The sequence below is a fragment of the Rummeliibacillus sp. NPDC094406 genome (assembly GCF_044763875.1).
Lineage (GTDB): Bacteria > Bacillota > Bacilli > Bacillales_A > Planococcaceae > Rummeliibacillus.
In genome coordinates this window covers 720,505-747,325 of the sequence record NZ_JBIWGZ010000001.1, presented here as the reverse complement: position 1 = coordinate 747,325, position 26,821 = coordinate 720,505, and the positions used below count along the sequence as shown (strand labels likewise).

Sequence of the window (26,821 nt, the reverse complement as noted above, 5' to 3'; positions counted from 1 at the left end):
TACTATAAATAACCAATTATCGTTAGTAATGGCTTTGTTGCAACATTTACAACGATAGCGTTGGCGACCTTTGTATTTTTCAAATCAAACAACGTGTTCTGATGAACAGATTATGTGATTGTGCGAGTTCACTTTGTGTTAATATTTGCATAGACGTTTTTTCATAATTGTTTAAATATATGAGGAGAGAAAAATGAAGCGAATAATTAGGAGTCTATGGATTCTATTTTTTCTAGTTTTAATCATAGCGTGTGTAATTACGTTCAATATTCCCATTGAGAAACGAAAATATGGGCTAACTCAATCTGGACTGACGACCGATTATACTGGGTTATTACCTGAGCATGTTGATCAAGTGATAAAAACAAGCAATCGTAGCGATTTACAAAAAATTGTGAAGCAAGCCAATGTAGAAGGCAAACATATATCGATCGCAGGTCTCCAACATTCTCAAGGGGGACATACATATTATAAAGATGGCATCGTATTAGATATGAGAACATTCAACAAAGTATTAGAAGTGAATAAAGAAGCAAAAACTGTGCGAGTTGAAGCGGGGGCTACCTGGGAGGATGTTCAAGAAGCCATTCAACCATATGGATTAGCTCTTAAGGTAACACAATCACAATCGATTTTCACGATTGGTGGTTCTCTTTCAGTGAATGCACATGGGAGAGACATTCGGTTTGGGCCCATGGCAGATATGGTAAAGGAGATAACACTGTTGACACCAACAGGTGAAATTAAAACCATATCAAATAAGGATGCAGACAATATGATGCAATATGTGCTAGGTGGTTATGGGCTATTTGGTGTGATATTGGATGTGACACTCGAATTGACTGATAACGAAGTGTATACCATTCATACGAAAAAAATAAAAACAAACGAATATGAATCATATTTTTTGAAAGTACTTAATAATCCCGATATTGCTATGCATTATGCGAGGGTGAGTGTTGCACCGAGCTCATTTTTAGACAACATGTATGTGATTGATTATCACAAGACGGGCAAATCGGATCATGTAACAAAGTTGAAAGGTGAAGATTTTGTACATCTAACAAAATATTCACTTGAATTAGGGAGACAGGGTGGCTTTTTAGAGGATGTTTTTTGGACAACACAAAATCTCTATTTGAATCAGATTGATAATTCAAAAATTACACGTAATAATGTCATGCGTTCTGAATCTACTTTTATGGAATTTACGAAACCCGAAAAAGTAGAAGTGTTGCAGGAGTTTTTTGTTCCTATTCATGAATTTGATGAGTATATGGAAGAATTAAAGAAATTACTTCCTGCGAATGATTCTGATGATGATTTTAAAATTCATAATATTACAATTCGCTATGCAGCAGAAGACAAAACAACATCTCTAAACTATGCAAAAGAAGATATGCTAGGTTTAGTGATTCTAATTCAGCATGGTCTTCAAGAAAAGGATATTGAAAATGCTAAAGAAATGATTCAAAAGTGGACAGATATCACTCTAAAACATGGTGGCACATATTATCTTCCTTATTATCCTTATCAAACTAAGAAACAATTTAAAGAATCATATCCAAATTGGAAAGAATTTATAGAAGAGAAACGTATTCAAGATCCAAATGAAGTGTTTGTTAACAATTTTTATGAAAACTATTTGAAGTAAAGAGGGAATGTATGATAAGTAAAAGTAACCGAATAATTCCATTGGTGATTACAGTAGGACAGGTAGCCGTTTTTCCTTACTATATAATATGGTTAAAAGGTATATCACTTACGTTCACGCTATTTGCTTGGTTTTTTGCCATACATTCCTTTGCTGCTGCATGGGGTTATCGGGTATTCCAAGTAAAAAAGAACAAGAAAAAATCGAACATCACACTTATTTATTTAGGAATGGGATGTATGTATTTGTTCGTAGGACAGATTAAATCAGAGTTTGAACTCCTACCATACATTGCGCTACTCTTACAAATTCTATTAGGATTTTTTCAAGGATATTTTCGAGCGTGGCATGTTGAACAGGATACCTACCATCTCCATGCTGTGAATCACTATGTCATAGTTGGGATGGTTATGATATCTCTTTCCTTTGTGAAAATCATTTCTCCAGTTGCAATAATTTCATTATTTGGATGGTTATTATGCGGGTGTAGTTTGTGGATGCTGATCAAGAATAGAACAAAAGTGAAAGTGAAATAATGATGCTGTGCCTAAGCAAATAAGAAGATGTAAAATTGAATTTTATTAATCCTAGTAAAAGGTAGTGCTCTTATAAAAATTAGGGGAATACTCTTGTATAACTAATTGTGTAAATAATGATAAAATAAAAAATCGGAGAGAAACACTACCTAAATGATTAAAGGGAGGAAGAATTGTGTCTAATGGGGGAAAATCGAGAAAAATTATTTTAGATTTAGCAGTTACTTTAGATGGTTTTATTGAAGGGAAAAATGGAGAAGTTGATTGGTGCATCATGGACTCTGAAATGGGGTTTATTAATTTCTTAAATCAAATTGATACTATTTTCTATGGAAGAAAAAGCTACGATTTATGGGGAGAATTTACTCCAGAAATAGATGATCCTAATACTGATATAGAAATGTGGAAATTAATTCATAGTAAAGAAAAAGTTGTTTTTTCTAAAACGCAAAAAGGCACTAATCCTAAAACCATTTACATAAATGATAACATTCTTGAAGAAGTAAATATATTGAAGAATAAGCCTGGTAAAGACATCTGGCTATATGGTGGATCAAGTCTAATTACAACTTTTATCAATTTAGGGCTTGTTGATGAATATAGATTATCTGTTCATCCTGTTATTTTGGGAGAAGGAAAACCGCTGTTTACTGATATAAAGCAAAGGTTAAATTTAAACATGGTTGATACAAAAACATTCTCATCTGGTGTTGTGCAATTAATCTATCATTTGAATACGAATTAAATTGCACATTTTAAAATGAAATGCAATAAATTTCATTAGAAGATACTCATTGTCACATAAGCAATCGGGCGCTATCCTTGAATTACAAGGATAAGCGCTTATTTTCATTTAGGGGACCATGTAATTGAACAATAGGAACAGCAACATCAATACTTAAGGGAGCATGGCTATAAAGTTGTGAAAACAAAAACAATGAATAGATGGCGTAGTATGCTGATACTAAATATAAAAAATCATTGATACTTATAAAAAAGGGTTACATAAAATTATACTTGAAAAAAATTACTTAACTAACGGGTGCTTTAGTGGAGGATATTTGAGCTGTTCAGACTTCTCCTTTTTTATTTAACTAACAGTACAGCTTAGTTGAATAAGAGGATTATTGATAAATAGTTAAATAATGGAATTTTATTATGCTATACTCTAAATAAGGTATGATAAATAAACTTTGATTATATTTAGAGGAGACGTTATGAAAAGTAAGTATATGAAAAATTATTTCACCGTCATTTATGAGCAACGAGAAGAATTTGCTGATGAGCTAAAAAATTTTGAAAATAAAGAATGGGAACGTCCTCAAGAAGACAAGTGGTCTTTTGGAGAAACATATTATCATTTATACTTAATGATTAGACTATTTAGACAGTTAAACAAACCGTATTTACCGATTTCAAAGCCCGTTGCTACAATAAGAAGAGGAAAGTCATACAAATTTAATAGTGAAGATATATTCACTGAATATAAAGAAAAACATAACAAACCTATGAAAGCACCTTTTGTTTTAGTGCCACCAAAAGGTATTAAAGAGAAAATTACATTTGATTGGATAGTAAACGAGCTAGATAGCGAAACTAGACATTTAGAAAAAATACTTTCTAATATTAGCGATAACGTTGCTGGACATATACGTTACCCCGATCCAATAGCTCATTATCCAAATTTAATACAATGTATTGCTATACTAGGTATACATGAAAAACATCATTTTTTATTATGCAAAAAATATTATAACTTACAATGATATTTACCTATAAAACATATATTTCATTTAAAAATTCCTAAAAATGCGAACGGGGTGCTTTAGTTTAATAAGAATAGGGCTAGCAATCGGGCCAGTTTGTGAAATAACATTTTTTAAGGAAAATGGGGATCTACAGTAACGTTTAGAAGAGCTTGTGAAGAAATGTATTTAAAGTAACGAATCAGAATAGTGAGATAAGAAAGGAGGTCCATTTGTGGGATCTCCTTTTTAATTTTTTCAATTTAATTTTATACTGCGAAGCAAGATATCCAAATAGATGCTTGCATACCTTTATCTTATTAAGGGGTGAAGGATTAATGTTAAATATAACATTCCACTGGAAACTTTCTCAAATACCAGAACGAGCTGTAAAAAAGCACTGCAAAATGTGTGGCAAATTATCAGTTTTTACTGACACCAATGTGCGAAGGCATAACGCAAACGGAAAAAGCATTTACAAATTTGCAATTTATAAATGCGAAAAAAATCATACGTGGAACAAAAAATTAGCTATTTATAAAACGTTCTCAGAGCATGTTGCTGAAATTGAGGAGCAGAAAGAAGAATCTTCAATTATGTCAGCCATTCTTCCAATAACCAGCTTAGCAGAACAAGGAGTAAAGGTGATACACATTGTACTAGATGATGTGATAGGAAAACATCGAATTGATAAAGTGCTAGCAAACCAAATTGAGGATTGGAGTCGATCACAGATCATAGAAAAGATTGAAAAAGGAACGATTCAATTAAATGAACAAGTCATTAAACCTAGTTCAAGATTGTCAAAGGGAGAACGCATTTCCATTTTCATTTGATGAAAAACATTTAGCTTCCGAACTAAACTTTAAAATTAGTGAATAGGATATTTTAAATTATTCAACTGACGATGCAGGTTAGTTGAATAAGAATAAGGTGTGGTTGAATAATTGGTGGGCTTCTTTTTTGTATTGAATTTTAGTTTAAAATAGTATAAAATTTACAAAATTATATATAACAAAGCTATGAAAAGAAGAGTAAACATACGTACTATCTACAGAGACCTCTGGTAGCTGAAAAAGAGGGATAGGAAATGTGTTGAAACAAGCCTTGGAGCTGTGCATTGGATTTGTTTGTTGAAACAATGATGATGCAACGTATTCTCACGTTAAAGAGATAGAGTATCGCAGGTGATTTATTCACAAAGCCGTACTCGATAAGGCTTCTGCAGCAATGTAGAAATGAACTGGGGTGGCACCGCGATATGACTCGCCCCCAAGATAAATATCTTGGGGGTGAGTTTTTTTATTTTGATTTACAAAAAAATAAAATAGGAGTGGTGATTATGTCCACATGGAAGTATCCTTTAATACTATTAGGGGGAATAGGCATTTCAAATGTGGGTGCATGGGTTTACCTAATCGCACTAAATTTAATAATATTGAATGAAACAGGTTCCCCACTTGCAATTGCTTTCTTATATATACTAGGCCCAATTGCAACTATATGTTCGAATGCTTGGGCAGGTAGTTTAATTGATCGGGTAAATACACGGCGGCTTATGATGGGATTAGACGTTTTTCGAGCAATATGTATTGCGTTAATTCCATTTTTACCTTCACTTATTTATGTTTATGTACTAGCGTTTATCATTAATATGGGAAGTGCTATTTTTCAACCTACATCTATGGTTTATATGACTAAACTAATACCTGAAAAAGATAGGCAACGCTTTAATGCACTACGTAGTTTTATCAACTCTTGTGGATCACTAATAGGCCCTACCATTGCTGGGGTTTTATTTTGGATGGGTACTCCTTATACCGCAATCCATGTGAATGCAGTGGCTTTATTTTTTTCGGCACTTATTATAATGATGCTACCCAATGTTGATTCAAGACTCAAAGAGACAGAAAGGCAAAGATTTACATGGGATTTGATAAAAAATGATTTTCGGGTTGTTTTTAAATTCAGTAAGGGCGATACCTATGTCACAAAGATATATTTATTATTTAGTGGTACTACAATATTCATGACTGCAATAGATTCTCTCGAGGCAGCATTTGCTAAAGGAGTACTTTCAATATCAGACACCAATTATGGGTTTTTATTAAGTGTCTTTGGAGCTGGAATAATAATAGCATCAATTATTAATTCAGTATTTTCAAAACAACTTGCAGTTAATCTTTTAATAGGTATTGGTACCATTTTTACCTCAATAGGTTATATAGTACTTTATAGTTCAAGTGGCTTTTTTAGTGCAGCGCCTGGTGTATTTTTAATAGGGTTTGCTGTAACGTTTGCAAATACAGGGTATTTGACTTTTTACCAAAATCATATTCCTGTGAGGATGATGGGAAGATTCGGAAGCATCTTTAGTGTCATTGAAGCAGGTTTCATTGTTGCTTTAACGGTTTTAATAGGTTTAGCAGCTGAATTAACTTCGATCCGTCCTGTGGGGTTAATCGGTTCATTTGCCTTCTTCTTATTAGGGCTAATGGCATTGAAAGCTGTATCAGGTGCGAAACGGCAGGAATATTTTAAAAAAGGTGCTTCTTCTTTAAACAGTTAATTATAAAAAGGCTTGACCGATAAGTAATCGGCAAGCCTTTTACTGTTCCAGATTTATAGTTATTGAACTAACCAGCTAATAGTTTGTAAAGAAATGTACTTAAATCTGTTCAGACTGCTCTTTTTTTATTCAACTAATGGAGCAGAATAGATTTAAAAGAAATAGACTATTGGTTAATTGTGGTATATAATTTTTATTGATAGGAACGTTTGTTCTTTATTTTGGTAATAATAAACTATGAAAAAATTGTGATTGGAGTGTTAGTGGATGAAAATAAAGAAAGCTTATCTTTATGTATTTAATACAATGTCAGACTGGGAATATGGATATTTAATTGCTGAACTAAACTCAGGAAGATATTTCAAAAAGGATTTAGCACCTTTAAAAGTGATTACAGTAGGAGCGAATAAAGAAATTATTACTACGATGGGAGGACTGAGTATAAAACCAGATATTTCTCTAGATGAATGTACCTTTGAGAGTGAAGATCTTGTAGTGTTACCTGGAGGAAATACTTGGGGAGAAGATATTCATCAACCTATCTTAAAAAAAATTGGTGAAGCTTTAAAGCTGGGTACTTTAGTTGCTGCAATTTGTGGTGCAACTGTGGGGCTAGCGAATAATGGATACTTAGATTCAAGAAAGCATACAAGCAATGACTTAGAGTATATTAAAATGGTCTGTCCTAATTATAAAGGAGAAAAATTTTATGAGATGGGGCCTGTGGTAGCTGGTGAAAATTTGGTTACTGCATCAGGAGTAGCTCCTCTAGAATTTGCGATGGAAGTACTGAAGAAAATAGATGTATTTTTACCAGATACATTACATTCGTGGTATAACCTAAATAAGACTCATAAACCTGAATACTTTTTCGAGTTAATGAATTCAATAAATATATGAGTTAAAAAAAACTTTGCAGTTTTATTTTACTTCTTTAGATGATGTCAAAGCGCAATTTTTGTATATAACTTAAAAATCTTAGGGAAGTTAATAGCTATTGTGAATAATTATACTTAAATAAACGGGTGCTTTAGTGAAAGAAGAATTAAGTGATTTAAAATGATTTAATGATTGAGATCATATTTTATTTATTCCATCAAAGGATCTATTCTGCAGTAAGTTGTGCTTCTTTATTAGGATTAGATTTGTTGAGTAAAAGAAGGAATAATGATGAATGTTTCGAGCTCAAAATAGTGTAAAATTGTATGGGATTTTCTTACTAAAAAAGGGTAGGAGGATTGAAAATGGAAAAGATTAAAGAAATTGTAGCAGAACGAAGAACCTATACACATAAGCAAAACACTCATTCACATTGTTATGCTCAGTTAATTTTGCCTCTCATAGGAGAACTGTATATAAAGGCAGAGGCACAGGATTTTCGACTAGACCATCAAACGTTATTTTTTATTCCTCCCGAGTGTAATCATACTTTTCATTCAGTTGTACGTAACGAATTCTTGGTTATAGATATTCCTCATTTTATGCTAACTAGGAGAAAGCTATATAATAAAGGAATTTCCTTTAAATTAGATAATCAATGGAAAGGGATTAGATATCTAATCCTGAATGAAATCGATAAACAATCTTTACATGGCTCTGCTCTTAAAGACCTTTACCCCTATATTTCACATTATTTACTCCAAGAGCAACAACCTAAATCTATTAATTATATCCATGAACATTACAATGAGAATATTACGGTAAGTAAACTGGCTTCACTTGAACATTACAATCATTCATATTATTCGGATTGGTTTCTAAAAGAAACTGGGAAATCCCCTTCAGCATATATACATGAAGTTCGTTTGAATAAAGCAAAAGAATTACTACGGAATACAGATTTACCCATTCTACACATTGCAGTTCAAGTAGGTTTTGAACATCAATCGTCCTTAACACGTTTATTCCAAAAATATGAGGAAATAACACCAAGCCAATTTCGATAAAAATATAGGGTTTTGGGAAAATAACCCTTATGAATCGTATAAACCAAGCAAATAATGAAATTTGGATAAAAAGATTCTGAGTTTCAGTAAAAATACTGTTTTCCGATGCTTGTAAAATTTTAATATGGACTTAGTTAAAGTCCGAGTTACTTCTTGATTCCTGTGGTTCTTTCTGTAATCACAGTTCTTTTTGAGCAGTCACTTAACTTAAAAGGAGCAAAAAATGAAAACAGTATTAGGTTTATTTTTTACACTCTTATGGTCATCTGCTGCAATAGCTACAAAGATTGGCTTAAACTCTACCACCCCTTTGGTATTGGCTACCACTCGCTTTCTGATCGCTGGAGGTTTGCTATTTCTTTATGTTTATTTGTTAAATAAAAAATATCCTTGGCCTAGGTCACAGGAATGGCGCTCACTAATTGTTTTAGGGTTATTGAATACAACAATTTATCTGGGTGCAACCTTTTGGGCATTGAATTATGTATCGGCAGGCTTATTTAATTTATTTGTTACAACAAATCCTTTTGTGGTTGCTTTCCTATCCTCTATATGCTTAAAACGAAAAGTTTATTTACAAGAATGGATAGGAATGGTCATAGCAGCATTTGGATTGTTAATTGGCATATGGCCATCTATCACAACCAGTGAGGCTAGTGTAAGTGGATTAATTATTTTAGAACTAGGAATGGTATCAATGGCGATCGGAAGTGTTTATTTTAAAAAAATCAATTTAAATCTTCCGGGTATTGTCATTAATACTTGGCAAGTCTCAATTGGTGGAGTTGTTTTAATCCCAATAACTTATATTCTCGAAAAAGAAAAATTTTTTTTAGAATTGGATTATGATTTACTTGGTTCGCTAATTTGGTTGGTGTTCTTTATTTCGATCGGCACAATGTTGCTTTGGTTTTACCTGTTGAAACAGGATACGGTAAGGGCTAACAATTGGTTATTTATGACTCCAATTTTCGGATACATATTAGCTGCTATTTTTTTAAATGAATCTATTACTATGTTTGATATTACAGCAACAGTATTTGTGGTAACCGGATTATTATTTTCAGGAAATATAGCCACCCTCCCTATCAAAAAACTCCAAAACAGAATCCGAAAAGTTAGTTATGATTCAAGGAGTAAAAATATAAAATAAGTTCTCTAAACATGGAAATGATTTAATAGTTATAGTAGAAAAGAAAAGTAAAAGAAAAAAACAGGTTATTGGCATTATCATTTACCAAATGGAGGACACTATCAATCTTGGTTTTTAGCTCCAGATGGACTAAGAATAAATAAATAACCAAGTATTCTATATGTAATTAAGATTATTAATTAAAAAAGAAGTAAAGGAGGAAAATTAGTTGGAAGTTACTTTTCTTACAACCCCAGAATCATATGGTGAAATTCCTTTTAACCTTACGGGAAAAGATGTATATAAATGTGGCATTTATTTTGAGGATAGAGAGGAAAACCATAGAATTAAATTTTGTATTAATTGGATTGAAAAAATAGATAGATTTCCTGTATATTTTTTGTTTGAAGCTTATGATTTTATGACTTCGGAAATTGAAAAGGGTATGAGTAAGAAAAAAATATTATTCAATCATTATACTTATTTGGACAGTCATTATTATAAGGGAAGTATTGAAAATATCGAACAGTTTAAAATGATCTTCCCTTATATATATGGCAATGGTTGTATGAATCAGTTTGCAGCTGTTTCATTGATTGAAGATGTTTGCTATTTTCAAGATACAGAACCTGTGATAAATATGAAGGGAAATGCTATTGTTATAGGAGTGGATTTAGATGGAGATGCTATATTGTTTTTGTCAAAGAATAATAACTTTTCAAATTTAACAGACCTGATAGCTAGCTTACCAAGTGGTGTTCAATACAATTTTAATGAAGAGTAAAAAATATCTTCATTTAGGATTATTTAATTTCGGAGCTAAGGTGCAAGTTTAATCCAAAGAGTTCCTGATCTTGATGCATATGGAACATCCATACCTTATTATTGTGAGGTTACAGGACCAAAGACCATATGTGGGAAATGGATTATAAAATTTACGATTTAAAAACAAGAAAGTTTATGGATTCACACACTGGTGAGTAGCTTATTATTAGCAAAAGATAGAGAAGAATAATTATACATATGAAGCTGCAAAAACATTCCCAAATTAAACATTTGGGAGTAAGGCAAAAAGCGCAGAATTACTTCGAATACAGAGGAACCAGCATTAAATATGTTCTGGATAGGTTAGTTAAAAACTTTGATAATTAATACTAAGTTGATTTCATGAGTCAATTGCAAGAAGTTGATGAATCATAAATTAAAAAGGGTGCTCATATTGTTCCTGCTACACCGAAAAAAATGCTAAAAAATAACCTAGAAGGGTTAATAAAAAATGAATGAATCACCAAATGAGAATAATTTAATTTTGTCTACTCATAGAGCTTTATATGAAGCAATACCTCCAAATGTAAGAGGTATAATTTGTAGATATGAAAATGGAATTTTAATATGGAAGGTATTTTTTGACGGTTCCTATACGGAAGACGAGAAAGAACTATTAAGCTGTGCATGCACAGAAGTGCTTTCTGATTTTCCAGATTATATTAAGCGCGTGGAAGAGCAATATATAAAACTTTCTTATCCTCAAAAAATGGAAATGGCTCCTATGTCAGATTGGGCGTTTAAAAGATATGAAAATAATAATAATAATAGATAAGAACTAAACCTTTATTTCCTAAAAAGTGCAGAATTCCCCCTAATTACATTTATCAAAGTTGTATTTCCCCCAATCTTTTTTGTGTAGGTTGGGGGGATCCTTTATCTTGGTAAGTGTCTCTCGATTGAAAAATAACACATAATTAATATTCACTAAAAGATAGGAGAAAAAAGATGTTTAAAGCTATTATGTTTACTTTTTTTATTAAAGCTAAGAATAAAGAGAAGGCTTTAAAAGTAGTAAATAAAATTAAAAATGAAAGTTCAGAATTGGAAATCGTTTCTATAGAACCTTATTGGAAAGAAGATAATATGTTTGTAGTAGAATCAAGTTATAGCCTAGACTTAAATAAACCTGAACTTGCTGTTTTTATAACTTTAAGAGTAGTAAATATTTTAGGGGATGACATAAGAATTGAGGGTCCTAATATTTATGAAAACGGTTTGCTGGATTTTTCAGGGCAATGTTGTGATTCCCGCATTCCAGGGGTTGAATTAATTAGTTTCAGTATAGATAATTTTGAAAGATAGCTATTTATGAACTTAACTTAAGAATATTAAAAGATTTTAGTTAATAGTTTCGATCCTTAACTGGTGCTGGCTATCATGTGTCAGTTTACAAGCAGCGACAATTGTGGCGATGAACCTCGTAGCAATTATTGATGTATCAGGCGTTTAGAGCTGACTAAAAAGAATATCGCTCAAATTCGCAAAGTACTTTATGACAAAGATAAATATTATGATTCTATTCGAATGGGTATTTTGCGAGAAGTTGTGACCTTTGAACCATTATGTCATATAGAGGGAGCGTACCAATCAGCCTTTTATCATGCAAAAAAAGCAATTGAAATAGATGAAAATGATGTTTCATTATATGAATACCTACTATTCTTCAACATCATTCCAGATGCATTATTAACTAATCAAGAGGCTAAGAATATTGAATGTAAAATTAATGAATTGAAGAAATTGAAATAAAAAATTAGTTTCAGTGAAGCCAATAATTTTATATTAATTATTTAGAACTTTCTCGGTGTTGAGAACCTTGTATCTACAGGGCTATTTCCACCGGGTTTTTTTATTATTTGATGGTTATAGTGGCTGAATAGGTAAATCAATACGCTTACTAATGAATGATATCTAAATAACAAATGAGATGAAAATACATATGGTATTAATTATGTGATTTTTATATACTATTTCTAATGGATTATTAATAATATACCATTATACAAGTAAGTAAATATTTTACTTGGAGGGTATATTAATAAATTTGGCTAAAAAATTCACAAAAAAAATAGGATGAGATTATGGTGAAAATTAGATTTATTTTATCTGCTTTAATGTTAATTACAATATTTAGTAGTGGTTTGTATATTTATAAAGATTAGAAAGGAATTTATTACTCTATTATGAAAGGTTTCGCACTGTTTTTTTAATAGGAATTATTTTTATTCTAATTATCATAATCACAGAAGCATAGTTTGAACATTTTTTAAGGGGAGTTTAAATCTGAATTAGCAAAACAATATTCACAAAGAGGGAAAATTAATGTTTGGAAAGCATTATATGATGCTGGAATAGGTATGATACAAGGTGAAACTAGAGCATTAAAGCTCGTTTATCAAGCGTATATCCGAGGAGGCAGGCACGAGCTATAAAAGTAGCAAGGAGGGTTTAAAATGTGGGTACATTTAATATTTATTGTACTAATAATTTTATCATTTGGATGCACACTATGGCTTTTTAAATGGGATAGAAAGAGTGAAACAATTTATGCGGCAAATAGTACCTTATTAGCAATAATTAAATTATTTCCAAGGAAAGTCCAAAAAATAATGCTTATTATTTTATTTAGTTTAATAACAATATCCATAATTATTTTCTATATAGCTTTTATAATGTATAGATGACAACTATCGTTAGCTTGTTGATATTTCGGAAAGAAAAAACATATGAGTATATTGTATTTTATTGATTGGGAGATTATGTGAATGAGAGATTTTATAGATATTTGGCTAGGGTTGACATGTTGGATATTAATTTTCCTAGGGGTATTTGGCAAGAGTACCATGAACAGTAAAATTTATTTAACTATTTGTAAATTTACTTTACTATTATATTTAATATGTATTGTATTCTATTGTATTTTTAGCAACGCTCCAGACGTTATTATATTTATATTGTTTCATATTTTTTTCTTAGGCATAATGACTAGCCTCTTCTTTATGCTCAAAGCATTTGATGACAAAGCAAATACATACAAAGTTATATTATTCGCGTCAATCTGTGGAATATTTATAGTGGCACTATTCCTAACTCCATGGAGTCATTAAAAATTGCTAAAAAAAACTTATACTAAATTGAAAGTTGTGAAATTAAATAATGAGATCACGTAATACTGTTTTGTAATCAAGACGACCAAGAAGTTGGCTCTTATAGTTATGATGCTTATGGAAATGTTTTATCAATAGAAGGCGATATCGCAAAAGACAACCCTATTCGTTATGCAGGCTACTATTATGATGAGGAAACTAAGAACTATTATCTACAAGCTCGTTATTACAACCCAGAGAATGGTGCATTCTTAGCACTAGATCCACACCCTGGTGATGATGAACCGTTGTCACAGAATGGGTATACTTATGGGAATAATAATCCAGTGATTTATGTGGATTCGGATGGGAAATATGCAATTCCTGTTGCTACCGTAATTTTAATTCCTGGAATAGGTTGGTTGACTGTAGCAGCTATTGGAGCAGTGGTAGGTAGTGCTTGGTTGATTGGAAAATATGGTATCCCATGGGCAAAGAAAAAATACTCAAATTGGTATTTTACTAGTAAAAATATTAAAGGATGGAATGTTAGAGTAGAAGAACATCATGGTAAGAATCACGCGCATTGGAAAAAGGGAGGAAAAAAAGGATCGGTTAATCAAGATGGTACCCACATCACAAAGGTGAATCAACTAGACCACCAAAAGAAATAAAATAATTCTTACGTAAAAGAGGTTTTAAAGTTTAAGTATACAGTAAATGATACTTATGAAAATTGATATCTGTTTAAAATTAAAGAGTAATTTTAGTAAGTAGGAGGAATATTTTTTTTGAAAAAATTCCGTGGAAAAAAACGCTATTTTCGTAATTTATGGAGAGAGGCTAGAATTAAGTATTATGATTTAGAATTTGGGAAGGGCAGTTGGTTTGATTTATGGCATACGCATCTTGATTTTTACGGGCATGGAAATACTAGTTTAAAGATAAGAAAAGAACAAATTAAAGCATATATAGCGTTACACAATGATTTTTTAGAAAAGCTTCAAGAATTTGAAAAACCTTATCAATTATGGATTGAAATAGTTGATGAAGAGGCGGGTTCAGATGCCATTTATTTGCATACACCTAACCCTAATGAAGACAATTTCCCTTTTAAAATAGATAATTTAAACTGGAATTGCACTGTCCCCAAATATTTAAAAGATTTAATAAACCTGAATGAATTTAACGTGGGACACTATAAATGTGAGTGTGAATCTAGTAACATCTATATAATCCAGTCAAAAAATAGTGGGGATAGATTGTAAAACTTATAGTATAAACAACATCACAAAGTTGGAATGTTTGGGGATGATTTGGTCTCAACATTCCAACTTTTTGTATTGAGGATTGAAATAGATGTGAATAACGTTGAATTATATGAATATATATTATTCTTTAACACTATTCCAGATTTATTATAAAGATGCTAAGAATATAGAATGTAAAAATAATGAATTGAAAAATTTGGAATAAAAGTTGAATTAAAAAGAGGTGAATAAAATGAAAAATGAGGTCTTTATTCAATATACATCCGATTTATGGAAGGGAGAATATTTTAAAAATGAAAAACACTTTTCATCAATTGAAATAGGAGTTTCATTAGATTCGCAGGATCAAGAAGTTAATTTAGGATTGTTTCTTGCTAAAATCATCGATTATCCATGTACAGTTGTTTTAGATGGTTTATTTGCTTCGGAAGAGGATATGGAAATTAAGATGAAAGTGATAAAATCAGAAAATAATCTATTGATTGGTAATATTTATTCTAGAAGTCAATTCGAAAAATTAATGCATAATGTATATATAAACGCAATAAACGGGCTGGGTAGTAGTATTATCATAGGAAGAAAGAAGAAAGAAATCCCTTTCGAGCATTTCCTAGGATATGATTTAGTGAATGATGTGGCATTTCCAAACTTACTAACAGAAGAAATAATGACATTTCTTGATATTAGTGAAGTAGGTATTAGTATTCGTACATTGGATGAAAAAATAAATAAACCTAAAAAGCTACTTCCTCTTATACCAGATAATTGGACTATAAATCTTGCAAATAGTGATTTGGAATTGTGAAAAGGAAAAAAGAAAGATGTAATCAAAGAATAATGGTTTTTTAGTAAACTATACAATTACTAAATTAACCTACTAAATTAACCCCGATTATTTTAACAGTTATAGGGGTGTTGTATTGTTCCATAAAAACTATACGAGTATTAATAAACAAACCACCGTGATGATGTTGTGTCTATTCGAGATAATGATGGAAAAGATGGAGATTAATTTTTAATATGAAAGATTATCAACTAGAAGAGTTTATTTTAGATATGCCAGAGAACTCGTTAAATTTAAATATTCCGTATGCTTTCTTTACAGAACACACCACTTTAAATTGGAATGAGTTATATTTTGGATTTAAAAGTCAATATGTTTCTATAAACTATGCTATTGAAAAAGCAGTATCAGTCGTATCAATTAATGATAGTGCTTCAAATACTTTATTTGAGCTTGCTTCACTTTTTAAAGATGAAGAAGACTTAGCAAAAAAATATATTAATGATTTAATAGAAGAGAAAATAATTGATTCAACGTTATTGGAAAATAAACAATTCATGATAGATTGTAAAAACAAATATCTTTATATTGCTTTATTGTGGTTGTATCAAGATCCTAAAAAAAATAATCATCCTAAAGGATACGAAAATTCATTAGAAGAAATAGACTATAGCACTAAAGTTTATGATGTTATATGGGATTTTAAAGTTCCTTCAATACCAGCTCGTGATTTTCGATATTTCACGATGTCTTTTGAAGTAACAGAGAAGAATCAAGAACTATTTTTAAATAGATGGTATCAATTTTTAGAAGAACAAAAACAGATAGTAGAAAAAAATATTTAAATAGTTCTGTTGACACGATAAAAGACCTCCAAATGCAATTACTAATGTTTTTAGGACTGTTTCATTTGTAATAGTGGGTGGATTAATTGTTAGAAAAACAGTCTCGTACGGAGTTAAAAAGGCTGGACACAAAGCGGTTAGATATATTGGAAAACTACCTAAAAAATATTAAAAGAAAAAAATTAAATCAAAAAAAGTCAAAAAACAAGATTTAGACATGGTAAGTACTTCATATTTAAAACGAAAAGGGATTGATGCTCATAAGTTGAAAGTGGAGTATCTAGAATCAAAAGCTCAAGGAGCTCATTAAAGATAAGAAAACAAAAAAATTATATATAATGAAAAAAGGTGGAAAATCAGATCCGCAATATCTTTACGAAAAATTGCCTTAAAATAAGATAATTATAGTGCTATGAAGATAAATGTTTTCTTTGTTCTTCACCTAAAGGGCAGATTTGTAGAATAGGAAACCCTTAATGTTTTAGAGATTAAATATTAATGATGCTATGAGTAAATAAACATTTTTTATAAAAGAAAGAGGATGAAGTGTATTGGATAAAACAAAAGTAATGGCTTACTTTAGTGCTACAGGTGATGAATTTCCTTTGGAGGTAGTAACCGATACTCTTGCTATTGAACCTACAGAATCATACAAAAAGGGAGATATTATAGAAAGAACTAATAATCCCAATCTTGTATCAACTTCAAACAAAATTAGACGGAGAAAAGTAACCGATTGGACTTTAAGCACTGGATATCAAGAATCATACGACATTTATGACCAGTTGAATCCAATTCTTAAATCTCTTGAAGGCAAAACGAAAGAATTAAAACAATTAAAAGAGAAATATAGTTTAGAGTTTCTTTTTATGATTGTAATTAAAGTGGAAAATGAAGAAACGCCTGCAACGTATTTACGGAAACACATTATAGATTTCGCCAGTTTAATCCAAGCGGAAATCTACTTTGATTTATATATATGTAGTTAAGAAAATTATTAGTTTTTGTTTAACTAAAAAGGTGCTTCGATTAAAGAAACTTGATTCAAGATTAACCCCTCAGCCTAAATGGAAGAGGGGGTTTTTGATGTTTACCCAAAATCAATATTGATGATAAAAATTTATTTAAAAAAGTTGATAAACTCTTTTAAAAAGGTGAAAGTTCCTAATTTATGCTAAATAACATAAGTAATTAGCAATCTTAAAAATTGGAATAAAAATCAAGATAATTATAAAAATTAGTTAAATGGTCATGATTAATATTTGGTGAAATATGTGGATTTATATGACTCCCATAAATGTTATATTGTGTAATATACTAAATGGAATAAGAGGAGAGATATTTTTGATATCAGTAAAGAACCATATATTATTATTGTTCAGTCTACTTCTAATTTTTTCTCCATTCCTAGAGAAAACACCAAAAAATCACCACTTGGTTTGATAGTTATTAATTAGTTAGGAGTAAATAAATATGACAAAAATCAAAAAAGTGTTAGATGCTCTTAAAAGTCAGCTAGATGAAAATTTTATTCGATTAGATCCAGATGGCTTAATAGGGCGTGATGGTACTATTTTACGCGAAGAGTGTGAATTTAATCCTCCTTCAACAGAAGAGGAAATATTTTCGTTAGAAAAAGAATTAGGGATAATAATCCCACAAGATTATAGAGAATTTCTCCTGCTACATAATGGGATGACGCTTTTCAAAAGTTACCTTGTAGAATATAAATTTTTTAGCTTGGATGAAATTTGTGAGAATTTCTTGATTGTTCAAGAAGACCGAAAAGTAGATGACCTTGAACCTACCAAAGACTATCCTATTGGGGAATTCCCAGATGTAGGATATATTATGATAGATGATAAAAAAGTAAAAAAGGATTCTTCGCAAGGAGCTATCTACGTGGGCCATATAATGCCTGAGGAGACAAAAGAGTCATTTGCTTCATTTATTGAGAACGTTATTGAAAAGACTGGAGAGTTTTTCTGGGAAGATCCTAACCTTCCAGAATATTAATGGGGAAATTCTGAAAATTCTAGAAGATCAGGAATAAAATTTTATATGACCCGGCTGTTAGTAGTGACGTTACCTCTTGATTGAAGTGACGTCACTTTTTTATTTACGTGATATACAAATGTTCAGATCTTTATAATGATTTAAAACAAACAAATACAATAATGTATTTTTGAGAACGTAATACCATAATAAGAGCAGCTAATAAAAGCCATGCAATACAATGAGTTTTTATTTGAATGAATTTTTTTTATGTAATTTCAGGTAGATGCAGGACATACCTTCTAACGGGAGGGATTATATGTTAAAAAGGATCATGATTATTGTTGGAATACTAATAGTCGGAATAGCAGCATTAAGCCTGTTAATTAAATCTTTAGAAGCTGATACTGCTGTTGCAAATAAAGAGGGAAAACCTTTATTTACTAAAAAAGAAGAACTAAATATTCCTATATTGAACACAGTAACTGAAAAAATCCATGATAAATATAAGGGTTTGAAATTTGTTGTAGGTTCGGATCCAAAGAATGAATTGAATATACAAGTTCAAGAAAATGAAGATTATTTTAATTCAGTAAAAAAGGATATTGAGTCCATTGCAAAAAGTGTAATAAAATATTCTACATTAAAAAACTATACAGTTGTTGTAAAGAGGCTTGATTTATCTTTCATCACTGAAGAACAAAAAAATAAACATAAAGAACTTCTACTTTTAACAAATACATTAGCGGAGAATCTAAAAGAAGATTACGAAGTAATAGGAAATATAAATACTGCTTTTCAAGAATCCATTACCATTCATACATCAATAAAAGATTCCAATAAAGATGCACATAAGTTAGCAATAGAAATTGAAGAAACAATAAATAAAATCTTACATTCTAAAGAACTAAACTCAGTATCACATATTGACTCTTATAAAATAAAAATTTTGAATGCCAAAGGTAAAGTGGTGAATTAGTCGAAACAGAAGAAAGTAAAGTTAGCCTTGTTAAAAATAATTTAACAAGGCTATTTTTTATCTCATTAAATTATCTATTTATACTGCTCAAAATTATTAGCGACCCAACGGTGAGCCATACCACAAGTAAATGAGGTTTTATAAAAGGCGATTGCTACTAATCTATAGCAATCGCCTTTATCTATTATAAGCGACTGTCTTAACTCGCATTTTGTCGAATGTTTTTCTAACACCTATTAGTGCGTTATGACACCATCCTTGCTATGATAATGGAAAAGGATGGTGGGAACATGAAAATCAAAGTGCTGATTGCTGATGATAATTCCTTTATTCGTGAAGGAATGAAAATAATTTTAAATACATATGAAGAATTCGAAGTGATAGCTGCGGTAAATGACGGGCTAGAGGCGGTGGATTACTGTAAACAGCATGAAATCGATGTGGTCTTATTAGATGTGCGGATGCCGAATATGAATGGTGTGGAAGCAACCAAGTTAATTAGTGAACAAACAAAGACAAAGACGTTGATTATTACTACTTTTGATGATGATGAGTATATTTTGGATGCCATTAAGAATGGCGCCAAAGGCTATTTATTGAAAAATAATGACCCGGAACGAATTCGTGAAGCGATTACTAGTGTATATAATGGCAATACCATCATGCAGGATGTTGTGTTGGAGAAAATAAAATCCAATTTGATGGAAAATAAGCAGGAAAGTAAAGTAGATACGAGCCTGTTTAGTGAGCGGGAATTGGATATTATGGCTTTGATTGCAAAGGGGTTTTCAAATAAGGAGATTTCCAAACAACTTTATATTTCAGAAGGAACTATTGCCAACTATATTACCTCTATTCTTAGTAAAACGGGGTTGAGTCATCGCACGCAAATTGCGATTTACTTTTTAACGGGAAGAATTCACTAACATGGAATTCTTCATCATTCTTAGTAAACTCATATTATTGGGATATTTGTCGCTCTGGTTTATTCATGGCACATTGCCGGACCCGAATATTCCTTGGATTATTTTTTCCTTGCTACTTTATTTGAGCATCAATATTGTGCTCTATATCGTGAAGCGGCAAAGGATGAAGAAGGTTGTTCTATTCATCTCACTGGTCCAAATTCTCTTTTCCTATTATAAGGTACAGCCGTTTTTTATCTTGCTGCTGCCGTTAAATTTATGCGAATTTTCTCCTTTTAATCAGGAAAAACGGTTTATGATGCTAATCTTGGTATTTCTGCCGCTTATTTGGCTTCAAGATGATTTAAGTTTTCAATATGGACTGGTGGCAGCTCTAAGTTGTCTCATTTATATGATGCTTATGCAGTTCGTTTCACGGCTGCAAAGGCAAGAGGATCAATTGGATATGATGAGGAAAAATCTTCAGAAGTTAACGAAAAGCTTGAATGAAAATAATGAATTCATCAGGCAATCTGAATATACGTTTAAATTGGAGGAGAGGAATCGCCTTGCTCAAGTATTTCATGATAAAATTGGCCACTCGATGACCGGCGCTCTCATTCAAATGGAGGCGGCCAAGCGGTTGGTGGGATCTGATCAGGTGAAAGCTCTAGAATTGCTGCAAAATGCTATTAATATTTCAAAACTGGGTATCGAAAGTATCCGCATGACCCTGAAAAATTTGAAGCCGCCTACAGAACAAATGGGCATTAATCGGGTTAAATTTTTCATAGAAGAGTTTTCTGCCAAACATTCGATGGATATGCCCTTTGTTTATAAGGGAAATATGGAACGGATCACCCCGATTCAGTGGAAAATTATTCAGGGAAATTTGACAGAGGCCGTAACTAACGCCCTTAAATATTCTGAAGCGACGACGGTTTCCATTGAAATTCACGTCCTAAACACGATGATCAAAGCGGAAGTGAAGGATAATGGAGTTGGAATCCAAAATGTAAAAAAAGGACTTGGATTGATTGGAATGGAGGAGCGGACTGCATCAATCAACGGAACGATTATTGTGGACGGTACCGATGGCTTTTCAGTCACGATGTTAATTCCAATCCAATAAACAATATAATTGTGAAAAATAAAAATACACATGGTTCCTGAACCACTGTTCCAATGAAAAAGGTAACTATAAAAATATGAAATATCTCATGTGAAAAGGATGAATTGTTGCACTTATGCGGCTTCATCTTTTTTTTTATAATAAAGACAGAAAGTTAACGAGAGGTGGAAATCATTTGAAGGTACTTGAAGTGAAAAATTTAACGAAAAAGTTTGATGATTTTCTTGCTGTTGATAATATATCTTTTTCCATAAGCGAAGGTGAAATTTTCGGGCTTTTAGGACCCAATGGTGCTGGAAAAAGTACCACTATTAATCTGATTGCCGGTCTCCTGCGCTGCGAAGAGGGTGAAATTAATATTCTTGGGAAAAACAGTAGGAAATACAGCCGCTTTGCAAAGATGAATATCGGGATTGTGCCACAGGATTTGGCGATCTATGAGAATCTTACTACTTTTGAAAATGTGAAATTTTTTGCCGGATTATATGGGATAAGAGGGACGGAATTAACGGAGATGGCTCAAAAGGCGTTAGAATTTGTTGGCCTACTTGATAAGCAGAAGGAGTATCCGAAGAATTTCTCCGGCGGGATGAAAAGACGGTTGAACATTGCTTGTGCCATTGCCCATCGTCCGAAGCTGATTATTATGGATGAACCAACGGTCGGAATTGACCCGCATTCGCGGAATTATATCCTACAATCGATTCACAAGTTAAATGAGATGGGATGTACGATTATTTATACTAGCCACTATATGGAAGAGGTGGAGGAAATCTGTACACGAATTTCCATAATGGATCACGGCAAGGTGATTGCAGAAGGCACGAAGGAGCAATTAATCGCGATTATTACCAATACAAAGGATATTTGGATTGAGGTAAAATCGATTGAACAAATCGATTTAGAGGAAATCAAGGAAATCAACGGGGTGAAATCCGTCCTTTTGGAAGAAAACCTGATCAAAATCAATTCGGAAATAGACGTAAATAATTTAAATAATATTCTTTTGCATTTAATGAATCGAAGGATTGAAATCAGTTCACTGGAGGAAAAGGAACCGAATCTGGAAACCGTATTTCTTACACTTACTGGAAGGAATTTAAGAGACTAGAAAGGAGGTTATTTCTTTGAATGTACTTAGCATTATTTGGAAGGAACTTAAAGTGAGTTTCCGGGATTACCATACATTTATCTTCATGCTGGCCATTCCCATTGTCATGATGTTGATTCTTGGTTCCGCCTTATCAAAAGATTTTGATCAAAAAATAAAAGTCGACAATGTTCATGTCTTATATAAAACTACTGCTAGTTCAGAGATTTCCTCCTATTTTCAAGCGTTTATCAAGGAAGCTAAAGATACCGGCATTAATTTTGAGAAGGCAGCTGACGGGATGAACGGGCAAAAGGAGGTAGAAGAAAATCACTACACTGCCTTTGCTGAGGTGACCAATAAAGGAGTCAAATTATATGGCAGTAGCCAAAATAGCATCGAGGAGAGTATTCTCCAAGGAATGCTGACCACATTTGCCGATAAATATAATCTTACGGCTGCGGTAGCAAGTGTTGATCCAGCAAAAGTCAGTACCGTTTTAGGAAGCCCGGCCAAGCATGATTTTATAGCAGAATCTTCACTGCAGTCAACGAAGAAGCCCGGTTCAATGGACTATTATGCGATTGCAATGACGACGATGATTGCCTTTTATTCGGCGATGTATGGAATGGGACTTCTTCGCGATGAAAGAGTCAATCATACTTCGATTCGATTATTGGCTGCCCCAATTCGAAAAGGTGAGATTTTTCTCGGAAAAATTATTGGCTGTGTTCTTGTTAACATGATCTGTATTATTGTAATTATTATCTTTAGTCACTATGTGTACAAAGCGGACTGGGGAAGTCATATTGGGTGGATTCTTCTTATCCTAATATCGGAAGTATTCCTGGCGGTCAGTTTAGGCCTTGGTGTTAGCTATTTGATCAAAACACATGAGGCTACAAGAACAATCATCACTCTATTGATTCAGCTTGCGTCATTCTTTGGCGGCGCCTATTTCAAAATTGAAGGTGCCACGGGGGCATTTAAATTTATAACGGATTTATCCCCACTTACATGGTCCAACCAGGGGATTACGAAAATCATCTATGCCAATGACCTATCGGCTGCGATGTTCCCAATCACCTTAAATCTTGTGATTTCGCTTCTATTTTTAACGGTTGCCATCGTTTCATTCCAAAGACGGGAGGGATTATGATGAAAGATATAATCTGGCTGATTAAGAAAATTCTTAGTGTGACTTTTAGAAAAAAAGGAAATATCCTTCTATACTTTGGCGTGCCGCTCATCGGAATTGTCATTGCCTTTCTGGCTTATGGAGGAAGCAGCCAACAAGCACTGAAAGTTGGGGTGATCAATCATGACTCGGGGCAGATTGCGGGAGATACAGTAAATTTTCTAAAACATTTGAAAAATATGAGCTTGGTCAAGGTCAATGAATCTTCTATGAAGGATCAAATTGCTACGGGGAAATTAGATTGTGCGATTATTTTGGACGAAGGCTTCTCGGAAAGTATTCAAACCGAAAACCCGGAGCATATACAGCTTGTCTCGATTAAAGGAGCACAAGTTACCGGCTTTGTAAAATCATATCTTTACCAGTATCTTGATAATGTTATGGCCTTAAATAAGGCTGCAAATGGTGATCAAGATGCATATCAAAAAATGTCTGCCCGCTATCAACAGGCTGATTTCAAGTTTCATGTAGAGACACTGCAAGATACCTCAAAAGGTAAAAATATGACAAATGGGACCATCGGCTTTTTGTTAATGATAATGCTATTATCAGCAGGAAACTTTGCGGAAATCATTTTGAAGGAAAAAGAAAATCGTACCTATTTCCGTCTGTTATCAACGCCGATTAATGCCAGGAAGTATGTGCTTGCGAATATAGCGGTCAGTATGCTGGTAATGGTTGTCCAAATCATCTTTACGCTACTGGTTGTAACGAATGTCTTCAATATTGAGATGCATGTACCCATTTGGCAAATGTCAATCATTTTAATCTTGTTTGCTTTAGTGGCAGCAGGTTTATCGCTAATGCTTGTTTCCTTTTCTAACAGTTCCGGGGCAGCAAGTGCACTGCAAAATTTAATCTTGGCACCATCGTGTCTTTTGGCAGGTTGTTTTTTTCCCTTTGATATTATGCCGAAGACTCTTCAGAAAATTGCCAACTTTACGCCGCAGCGATGGGTACTTGATACCATAAGCCAACTACAGCAGGGACATCATTTTGGCAGTCTTTACCTTAATTTTATGATTCTACTAGCGTTTGCCGCCGTATTTTTTCTAGTCTCGGTTTATAGATTTGGCCGAAATAACGATGTTCGAAATTTTGCATAAAATAGTTTGTAAGTTTTTATGAAAATATCAAACAAACAAAGGGAAATTCATCCTGAAATGAAAAATTAGCAATCCTTTCTGTAGAATTATAAGAAAGGACGGAGAAACAAACTCCAATCAAAAGTGATAAGTTTAGATTTTGATGTTAAACATCGAAATATGAAGTTGATTTATTCACCAAATATAAAAAGAGTTGACCTTTCAGGGGAAGGTACAACTCTTTTTAGCAATTAATATATCTTAATGAATAAGATTATTTTTCTTAAATTCAATTAAAACCTTTACTACTTAATATTCTTGAATACATTCACAATGAACAGTACAACTGAAAGTGCTACTGCAATCCCACCGCCAGAAACGCAGACCTCCATCATATATCGTGGTACATCAAAATGAATGAATTTCATTCCGAGAAGTAAGAAAGGTAAACCAATATGATATAACCAGAATTGTGCTTTAGCTAAAGAAGTTTCTCCAGCTTCCTTATAATAAGAATAGATTAATCCAATAACACCACTCGTCACCCAACCCATCAAATTAATATGAGCATGAACTGCTGCCCACTTTAACTCGACTGTATAATGCATAAAAAGGCCATAAGTGATTCCCAACGCAAAATAAACAACCGCAATTTTAATCCATTTTGCCCCCATATGAATCAGCTCCTTTTCATTTGTTGGTAATAACATATGCATGGGATTTTGTCAAAATTACTCAAATGACATTGGGAATGATCGAAATATTAAAATTTGTGGAGAACAAACGAAGTTTTGATAAAAGAGCTAGAATTTACTATATCTACAAACTTTTGAAATTGTGTATAATTTTTCATATAATACAGAAAGTTACAAATATCCCATTAGGAGTTGAATTCAAATGGCTCAACAATTGTTAGAAGCAATTCAAAAAGATAACCTAGAAGAAGTAAAATCTATGATTTGTGAAAATCCGGAATTACTTAATTTACGAAGTCAAACAGGTCAATCTCTAGTTCTTACCGCTATTTATAATGGTGCTAGTCATTCTTTAGAATTTTTGTTAGAAAAAAGGCTTCCTCTTGATATATACGAAGCTTCGGCAACTGGTGAACTTTCTCGAGTAAAAGAGCTGGTAGAGTTAAATCCTTCACTCGTTTTAGAGTTCGCAAATGACGGATTTACTGCTCTTGGTCTTGCTTCCTACCTAGGTTATAAAAATATCGTAGAGTATCTAATAGAAAACGGGGCAGATATCAATAGTACAGCTAAAAATAGTATGAAAGTGATGCCTTTACATTCAGCAGTAGCTACAAAAAAAGTGGACATTGCGGAATTGCTCTTAAAGAATGGGGCTCAAGTAAATGCAAAGCAAGATTCCGGTTGGACTCCACTACATGAAGCGGCGATGAACGGACAACTAGAAATGCTTCAATTATTAATTAGATATGGGGCAGATAACACCCTTAAGAAGGATGATGGCGAGACTGCGCTGGATGTAGCTCTTCGACAAAATCATAAAGATGTAGCTGAATTGTTAAGACGATAAAGATTATATTTCAATGTCTATGCATCTTATCTGGTAATAACACCAGGTATGTTCATAATGCACCATTTATCTCATATTAAAATAAAGATATAGGGAGTGAATAAATTGAATATTGAATTAACAAGGTTTCGTGTAAAAGAAGGGAAGTCTGAAAAGGTTACGGAATGGCTAGATTTTTTAAATAAGAATATGGAAGATGTGCTTGTTACACTTGAAGGTGAAAAAATGTACGTTGAAACAATATTCCGTGAAGTATTAGATGGACATGAATATCTATATTGGTATTCTGTACAAGGAACTGGCGGTGTTCAAGTAGAAGAATCAGAACACTGGATTGATAAAAAACATCTTGAATATTGGGATGAGTGTATTGATCCTAACTTTAAACCTAAAGATTTAAACACGGAGGTAGTAATGATTTCCAACAAAATTATTGATGTGATGGATTGAGAACTGACAACAATTAATTAAGAAAAGAGCAATTCATTATTTTATG

Annotated in this window: 28 protein-coding genes and 1 other annotated feature; of the genes, 27 read left to right on the top strand and 1 reads right to left on the bottom strand. The window is 32.5% G+C overall.

From position 1 onward, the window contains the following. Positions 1–193: 193 nt before the first annotated feature. The 25 genes from ACIQ4I_RS03555 (at position 194) to ACIQ4I_RS03435 (ending at position 24,801) form a co-directional block, all read left to right on the top strand. On the top strand, positions 194–1,654 hold the full coding sequence (locus tag ACIQ4I_RS03555; protein WP_403092797.1) for an FAD-binding oxidoreductase: 1,461 nt from the start codon (positions 194–196) through the stop codon (positions 1,652–1,654). 11 nt (positions 1,655–1,665) lie between these two features. Continuing rightward, positions 1,666–2,190 carry a hypothetical protein gene (locus ACIQ4I_RS03550; protein WP_403092795.1) on the top strand — a complete coding sequence of 175 codons (525 nt, stop codon included), beginning with the start codon at positions 1,666–1,668 and terminating at the stop codon, positions 2,188–2,190. Between the two features lie 175 nt (positions 2,191–2,365). After that, positions 2,366–2,935 (top strand): dihydrofolate reductase family protein, encoded by a 570-nt coding sequence (locus ACIQ4I_RS03545; RefSeq protein ID WP_403092793.1) that lies wholly within the window; start codon positions 2,366–2,368, stop codon positions 2,933–2,935. A 472-nt stretch (positions 2,936–3,407) separates the two neighbouring features. After that, a complete protein-coding gene (locus tag ACIQ4I_RS03540; protein WP_403092791.1) occupies positions 3,408–3,956 on the top strand; it encodes a DinB family protein in 549 nt (182 codons plus the stop codon). A gap of 317 nt (positions 3,957–4,273) precedes the next feature. Further along, positions 4,274–4,771, top strand: a complete 498-nt coding sequence (locus tag ACIQ4I_RS03535; protein WP_403092790.1) for a S4 domain-containing protein — start codon at positions 4,274–4,276, stop codon at positions 4,769–4,771. A gap of 177 nt (positions 4,772–4,948) precedes the next feature. Continuing rightward, positions 4,949–5,212 (top strand) — a binding site (T-box leader). Further along, complete coding sequence (locus tag ACIQ4I_RS03530; protein ID WP_403092789.1) at positions 5,197–6,504, top strand: MFS transporter; 1,308 nt, start codon at positions 5,197–5,199, stop codon at positions 6,502–6,504. (Overlaps the previous feature by 16 nt.) Before the next feature lie 267 nt (positions 6,505–6,771). Continuing rightward, positions 6,772–7,404 carry a type 1 glutamine amidotransferase family protein gene (locus ACIQ4I_RS03525; protein ID WP_403092788.1) on the top strand — a complete coding sequence of 211 codons (633 nt, stop codon included), beginning with the start codon at positions 6,772–6,774 and terminating at the stop codon, positions 7,402–7,404. A 344-nt stretch (positions 7,405–7,748) separates the two neighbouring features. Further along, the gene (locus tag ACIQ4I_RS03520; protein WP_403092786.1) at positions 7,749–8,450 is read left to right on the top strand and encodes a helix-turn-helix transcriptional regulator; all 702 of its coding nucleotides are present in this window, start codon (positions 7,749–7,751) and stop codon (positions 8,448–8,450) included. A 223-nt stretch (positions 8,451–8,673) separates the two neighbouring features. Further along, positions 8,674–9,603 carry a DMT family transporter gene (locus tag ACIQ4I_RS03515; RefSeq protein ID WP_403092785.1) on the top strand — a complete coding sequence of 310 codons (930 nt, stop codon included), beginning with the start codon at positions 8,674–8,676 and terminating at the stop codon, positions 9,601–9,603. Positions 9,604–9,811: 208 nt separating this feature from the next. Then, the gene (locus ACIQ4I_RS03510) at positions 9,812–10,366 is read left to right on the top strand and encodes a hypothetical protein (protein WP_403092784.1); all 555 of its coding nucleotides are present in this window, start codon (positions 9,812–9,814) and stop codon (positions 10,364–10,366) included. Between the two features lie 492 nt (positions 10,367–10,858). Then, positions 10,859–11,182 (top strand): MafI2 family immunity protein, encoded by a 324-nt coding sequence (locus tag ACIQ4I_RS03505; RefSeq protein WP_403092783.1) that lies wholly within the window; start codon positions 10,859–10,861, stop codon positions 11,180–11,182. Positions 11,183–11,355: 173 nt separating this feature from the next. Next, positions 11,356–11,712, top strand: coding sequence for a hypothetical protein (locus ACIQ4I_RS03500; RefSeq protein WP_403092782.1), 357 nt, complete (start codon positions 11,356–11,358; stop codon positions 11,710–11,712). Between the two features lie 231 nt (positions 11,713–11,943). Beyond that, positions 11,944–12,159 (top strand): hypothetical protein, encoded by a 216-nt coding sequence (locus tag ACIQ4I_RS03495; protein WP_403092781.1) that lies wholly within the window; start codon positions 11,944–11,946, stop codon positions 12,157–12,159. Between the two features lie 1,420 nt (positions 12,160–13,579). After that, a complete protein-coding gene (locus ACIQ4I_RS03490; protein ID WP_403093376.1) occupies positions 13,580–14,170 on the top strand; it encodes an RHS repeat-associated core domain-containing protein in 591 nt (196 codons plus the stop codon). A 117-nt stretch (positions 14,171–14,287) separates the two neighbouring features. Further along, positions 14,288–14,764: a hypothetical protein gene (locus ACIQ4I_RS03485; protein WP_403092780.1), complete on the top strand. Its 477-nt coding sequence runs from the start codon at positions 14,288–14,290 to the stop codon at positions 14,762–14,764. Positions 14,765–14,999: 235 nt separating this feature from the next. Continuing rightward, positions 15,000–15,572, top strand: a complete 573-nt coding sequence (locus tag ACIQ4I_RS03480) for a hypothetical protein (protein ID WP_403092779.1) — start codon at positions 15,000–15,002, stop codon at positions 15,570–15,572. 215 nt (positions 15,573–15,787) lie between these two features. Further along, the gene (locus ACIQ4I_RS03475) at positions 15,788–16,396 is read left to right on the top strand and encodes a DUF2247 family protein (protein ID WP_403092778.1); all 609 of its coding nucleotides are present in this window, start codon (positions 15,788–15,790) and stop codon (positions 16,394–16,396) included. Between the two features lie 569 nt (positions 16,397–16,965). Next, positions 16,966–17,385 carry a DUF4279 domain-containing protein gene (locus ACIQ4I_RS03470; RefSeq protein ID WP_403093374.1) on the top strand — a complete coding sequence of 140 codons (420 nt, stop codon included), beginning with the start codon at positions 16,966–16,968 and terminating at the stop codon, positions 17,383–17,385. A gap of 484 nt (positions 17,386–17,869) precedes the next feature. Then, positions 17,870–18,412, top strand: a complete 543-nt coding sequence (locus ACIQ4I_RS03465; RefSeq protein ID WP_403092777.1) for an SMI1/KNR4 family protein — start codon at positions 17,870–17,872, stop codon at positions 18,410–18,412. A 298-nt stretch (positions 18,413–18,710) separates the two neighbouring features. Further along, on the top strand, positions 18,711–19,370 hold the full coding sequence (locus tag ACIQ4I_RS03460) for a hypothetical protein (protein ID WP_403092776.1): 660 nt from the start codon (positions 18,711–18,713) through the stop codon (positions 19,368–19,370). 290 nt (positions 19,371–19,660) lie between these two features. Then, positions 19,661–20,296: a response regulator gene (locus tag ACIQ4I_RS03455; RefSeq protein ID WP_403092775.1), complete on the top strand. Its 636-nt coding sequence runs from the start codon at positions 19,661–19,663 to the stop codon at positions 20,294–20,296. A gap of 1 nt (position 20,297) precedes the next feature. Then, entirely contained in the window at positions 20,298–21,407 is a 1,110-nt protein-coding gene (locus ACIQ4I_RS03450) for a sensor histidine kinase (protein WP_403092774.1), read from the top strand. Between the two features lie 175 nt (positions 21,408–21,582). Then, entirely contained in the window at positions 21,583–22,518 is a 936-nt protein-coding gene (locus ACIQ4I_RS03445) for an ABC transporter ATP-binding protein (RefSeq protein ID WP_403092773.1), read from the top strand. 16 nt (positions 22,519–22,534) lie between these two features. Continuing rightward, positions 22,535–23,656, top strand: a complete 1,122-nt coding sequence (locus ACIQ4I_RS03440; RefSeq protein ID WP_403092772.1) for an ABC transporter permease — start codon at positions 22,535–22,537, stop codon at positions 23,654–23,656. Beyond that, complete coding sequence (locus ACIQ4I_RS03435) at positions 23,656–24,801, top strand: ABC transporter permease (protein WP_403092771.1); 1,146 nt, start codon at positions 23,656–23,658, stop codon at positions 24,799–24,801. The genes ACIQ4I_RS03440 and ACIQ4I_RS03435 overlap by 1 nt, the downstream gene beginning before the upstream one ends. Positions 24,802–25,085: 284 nt before the next feature. On the opposite strand, the gene ACIQ4I_RS03430 is transcribed toward ACIQ4I_RS03435, so the two are convergent. Beyond that, on the bottom strand, positions 25,086–25,454 hold the full coding sequence (locus ACIQ4I_RS03430; RefSeq protein ID WP_403092770.1) for a hypothetical protein: 369 nt from the start codon (positions 25,452–25,454) through the stop codon (positions 25,086–25,088). A gap of 223 nt (positions 25,455–25,677) precedes the next feature. Between ACIQ4I_RS03430 and ACIQ4I_RS03425 the strand changes: the two genes are divergently transcribed. Together ACIQ4I_RS03425 and ACIQ4I_RS03420 are read left to right on the top strand one after the other, a co-directional pair. Further along, positions 25,678–26,325 carry an ankyrin repeat domain-containing protein gene (locus tag ACIQ4I_RS03425; protein WP_403092769.1) on the top strand — a complete coding sequence of 216 codons (648 nt, stop codon included), beginning with the start codon at positions 25,678–25,680 and terminating at the stop codon, positions 26,323–26,325. A 105-nt stretch (positions 26,326–26,430) separates the two neighbouring features. Then, on the top strand, positions 26,431–26,775 hold the full coding sequence (locus ACIQ4I_RS03420; RefSeq protein WP_397538840.1) for a DUF6176 family protein: 345 nt from the start codon (positions 26,431–26,433) through the stop codon (positions 26,773–26,775). Positions 26,776–26,821 lie beyond the last annotated feature (46 nt).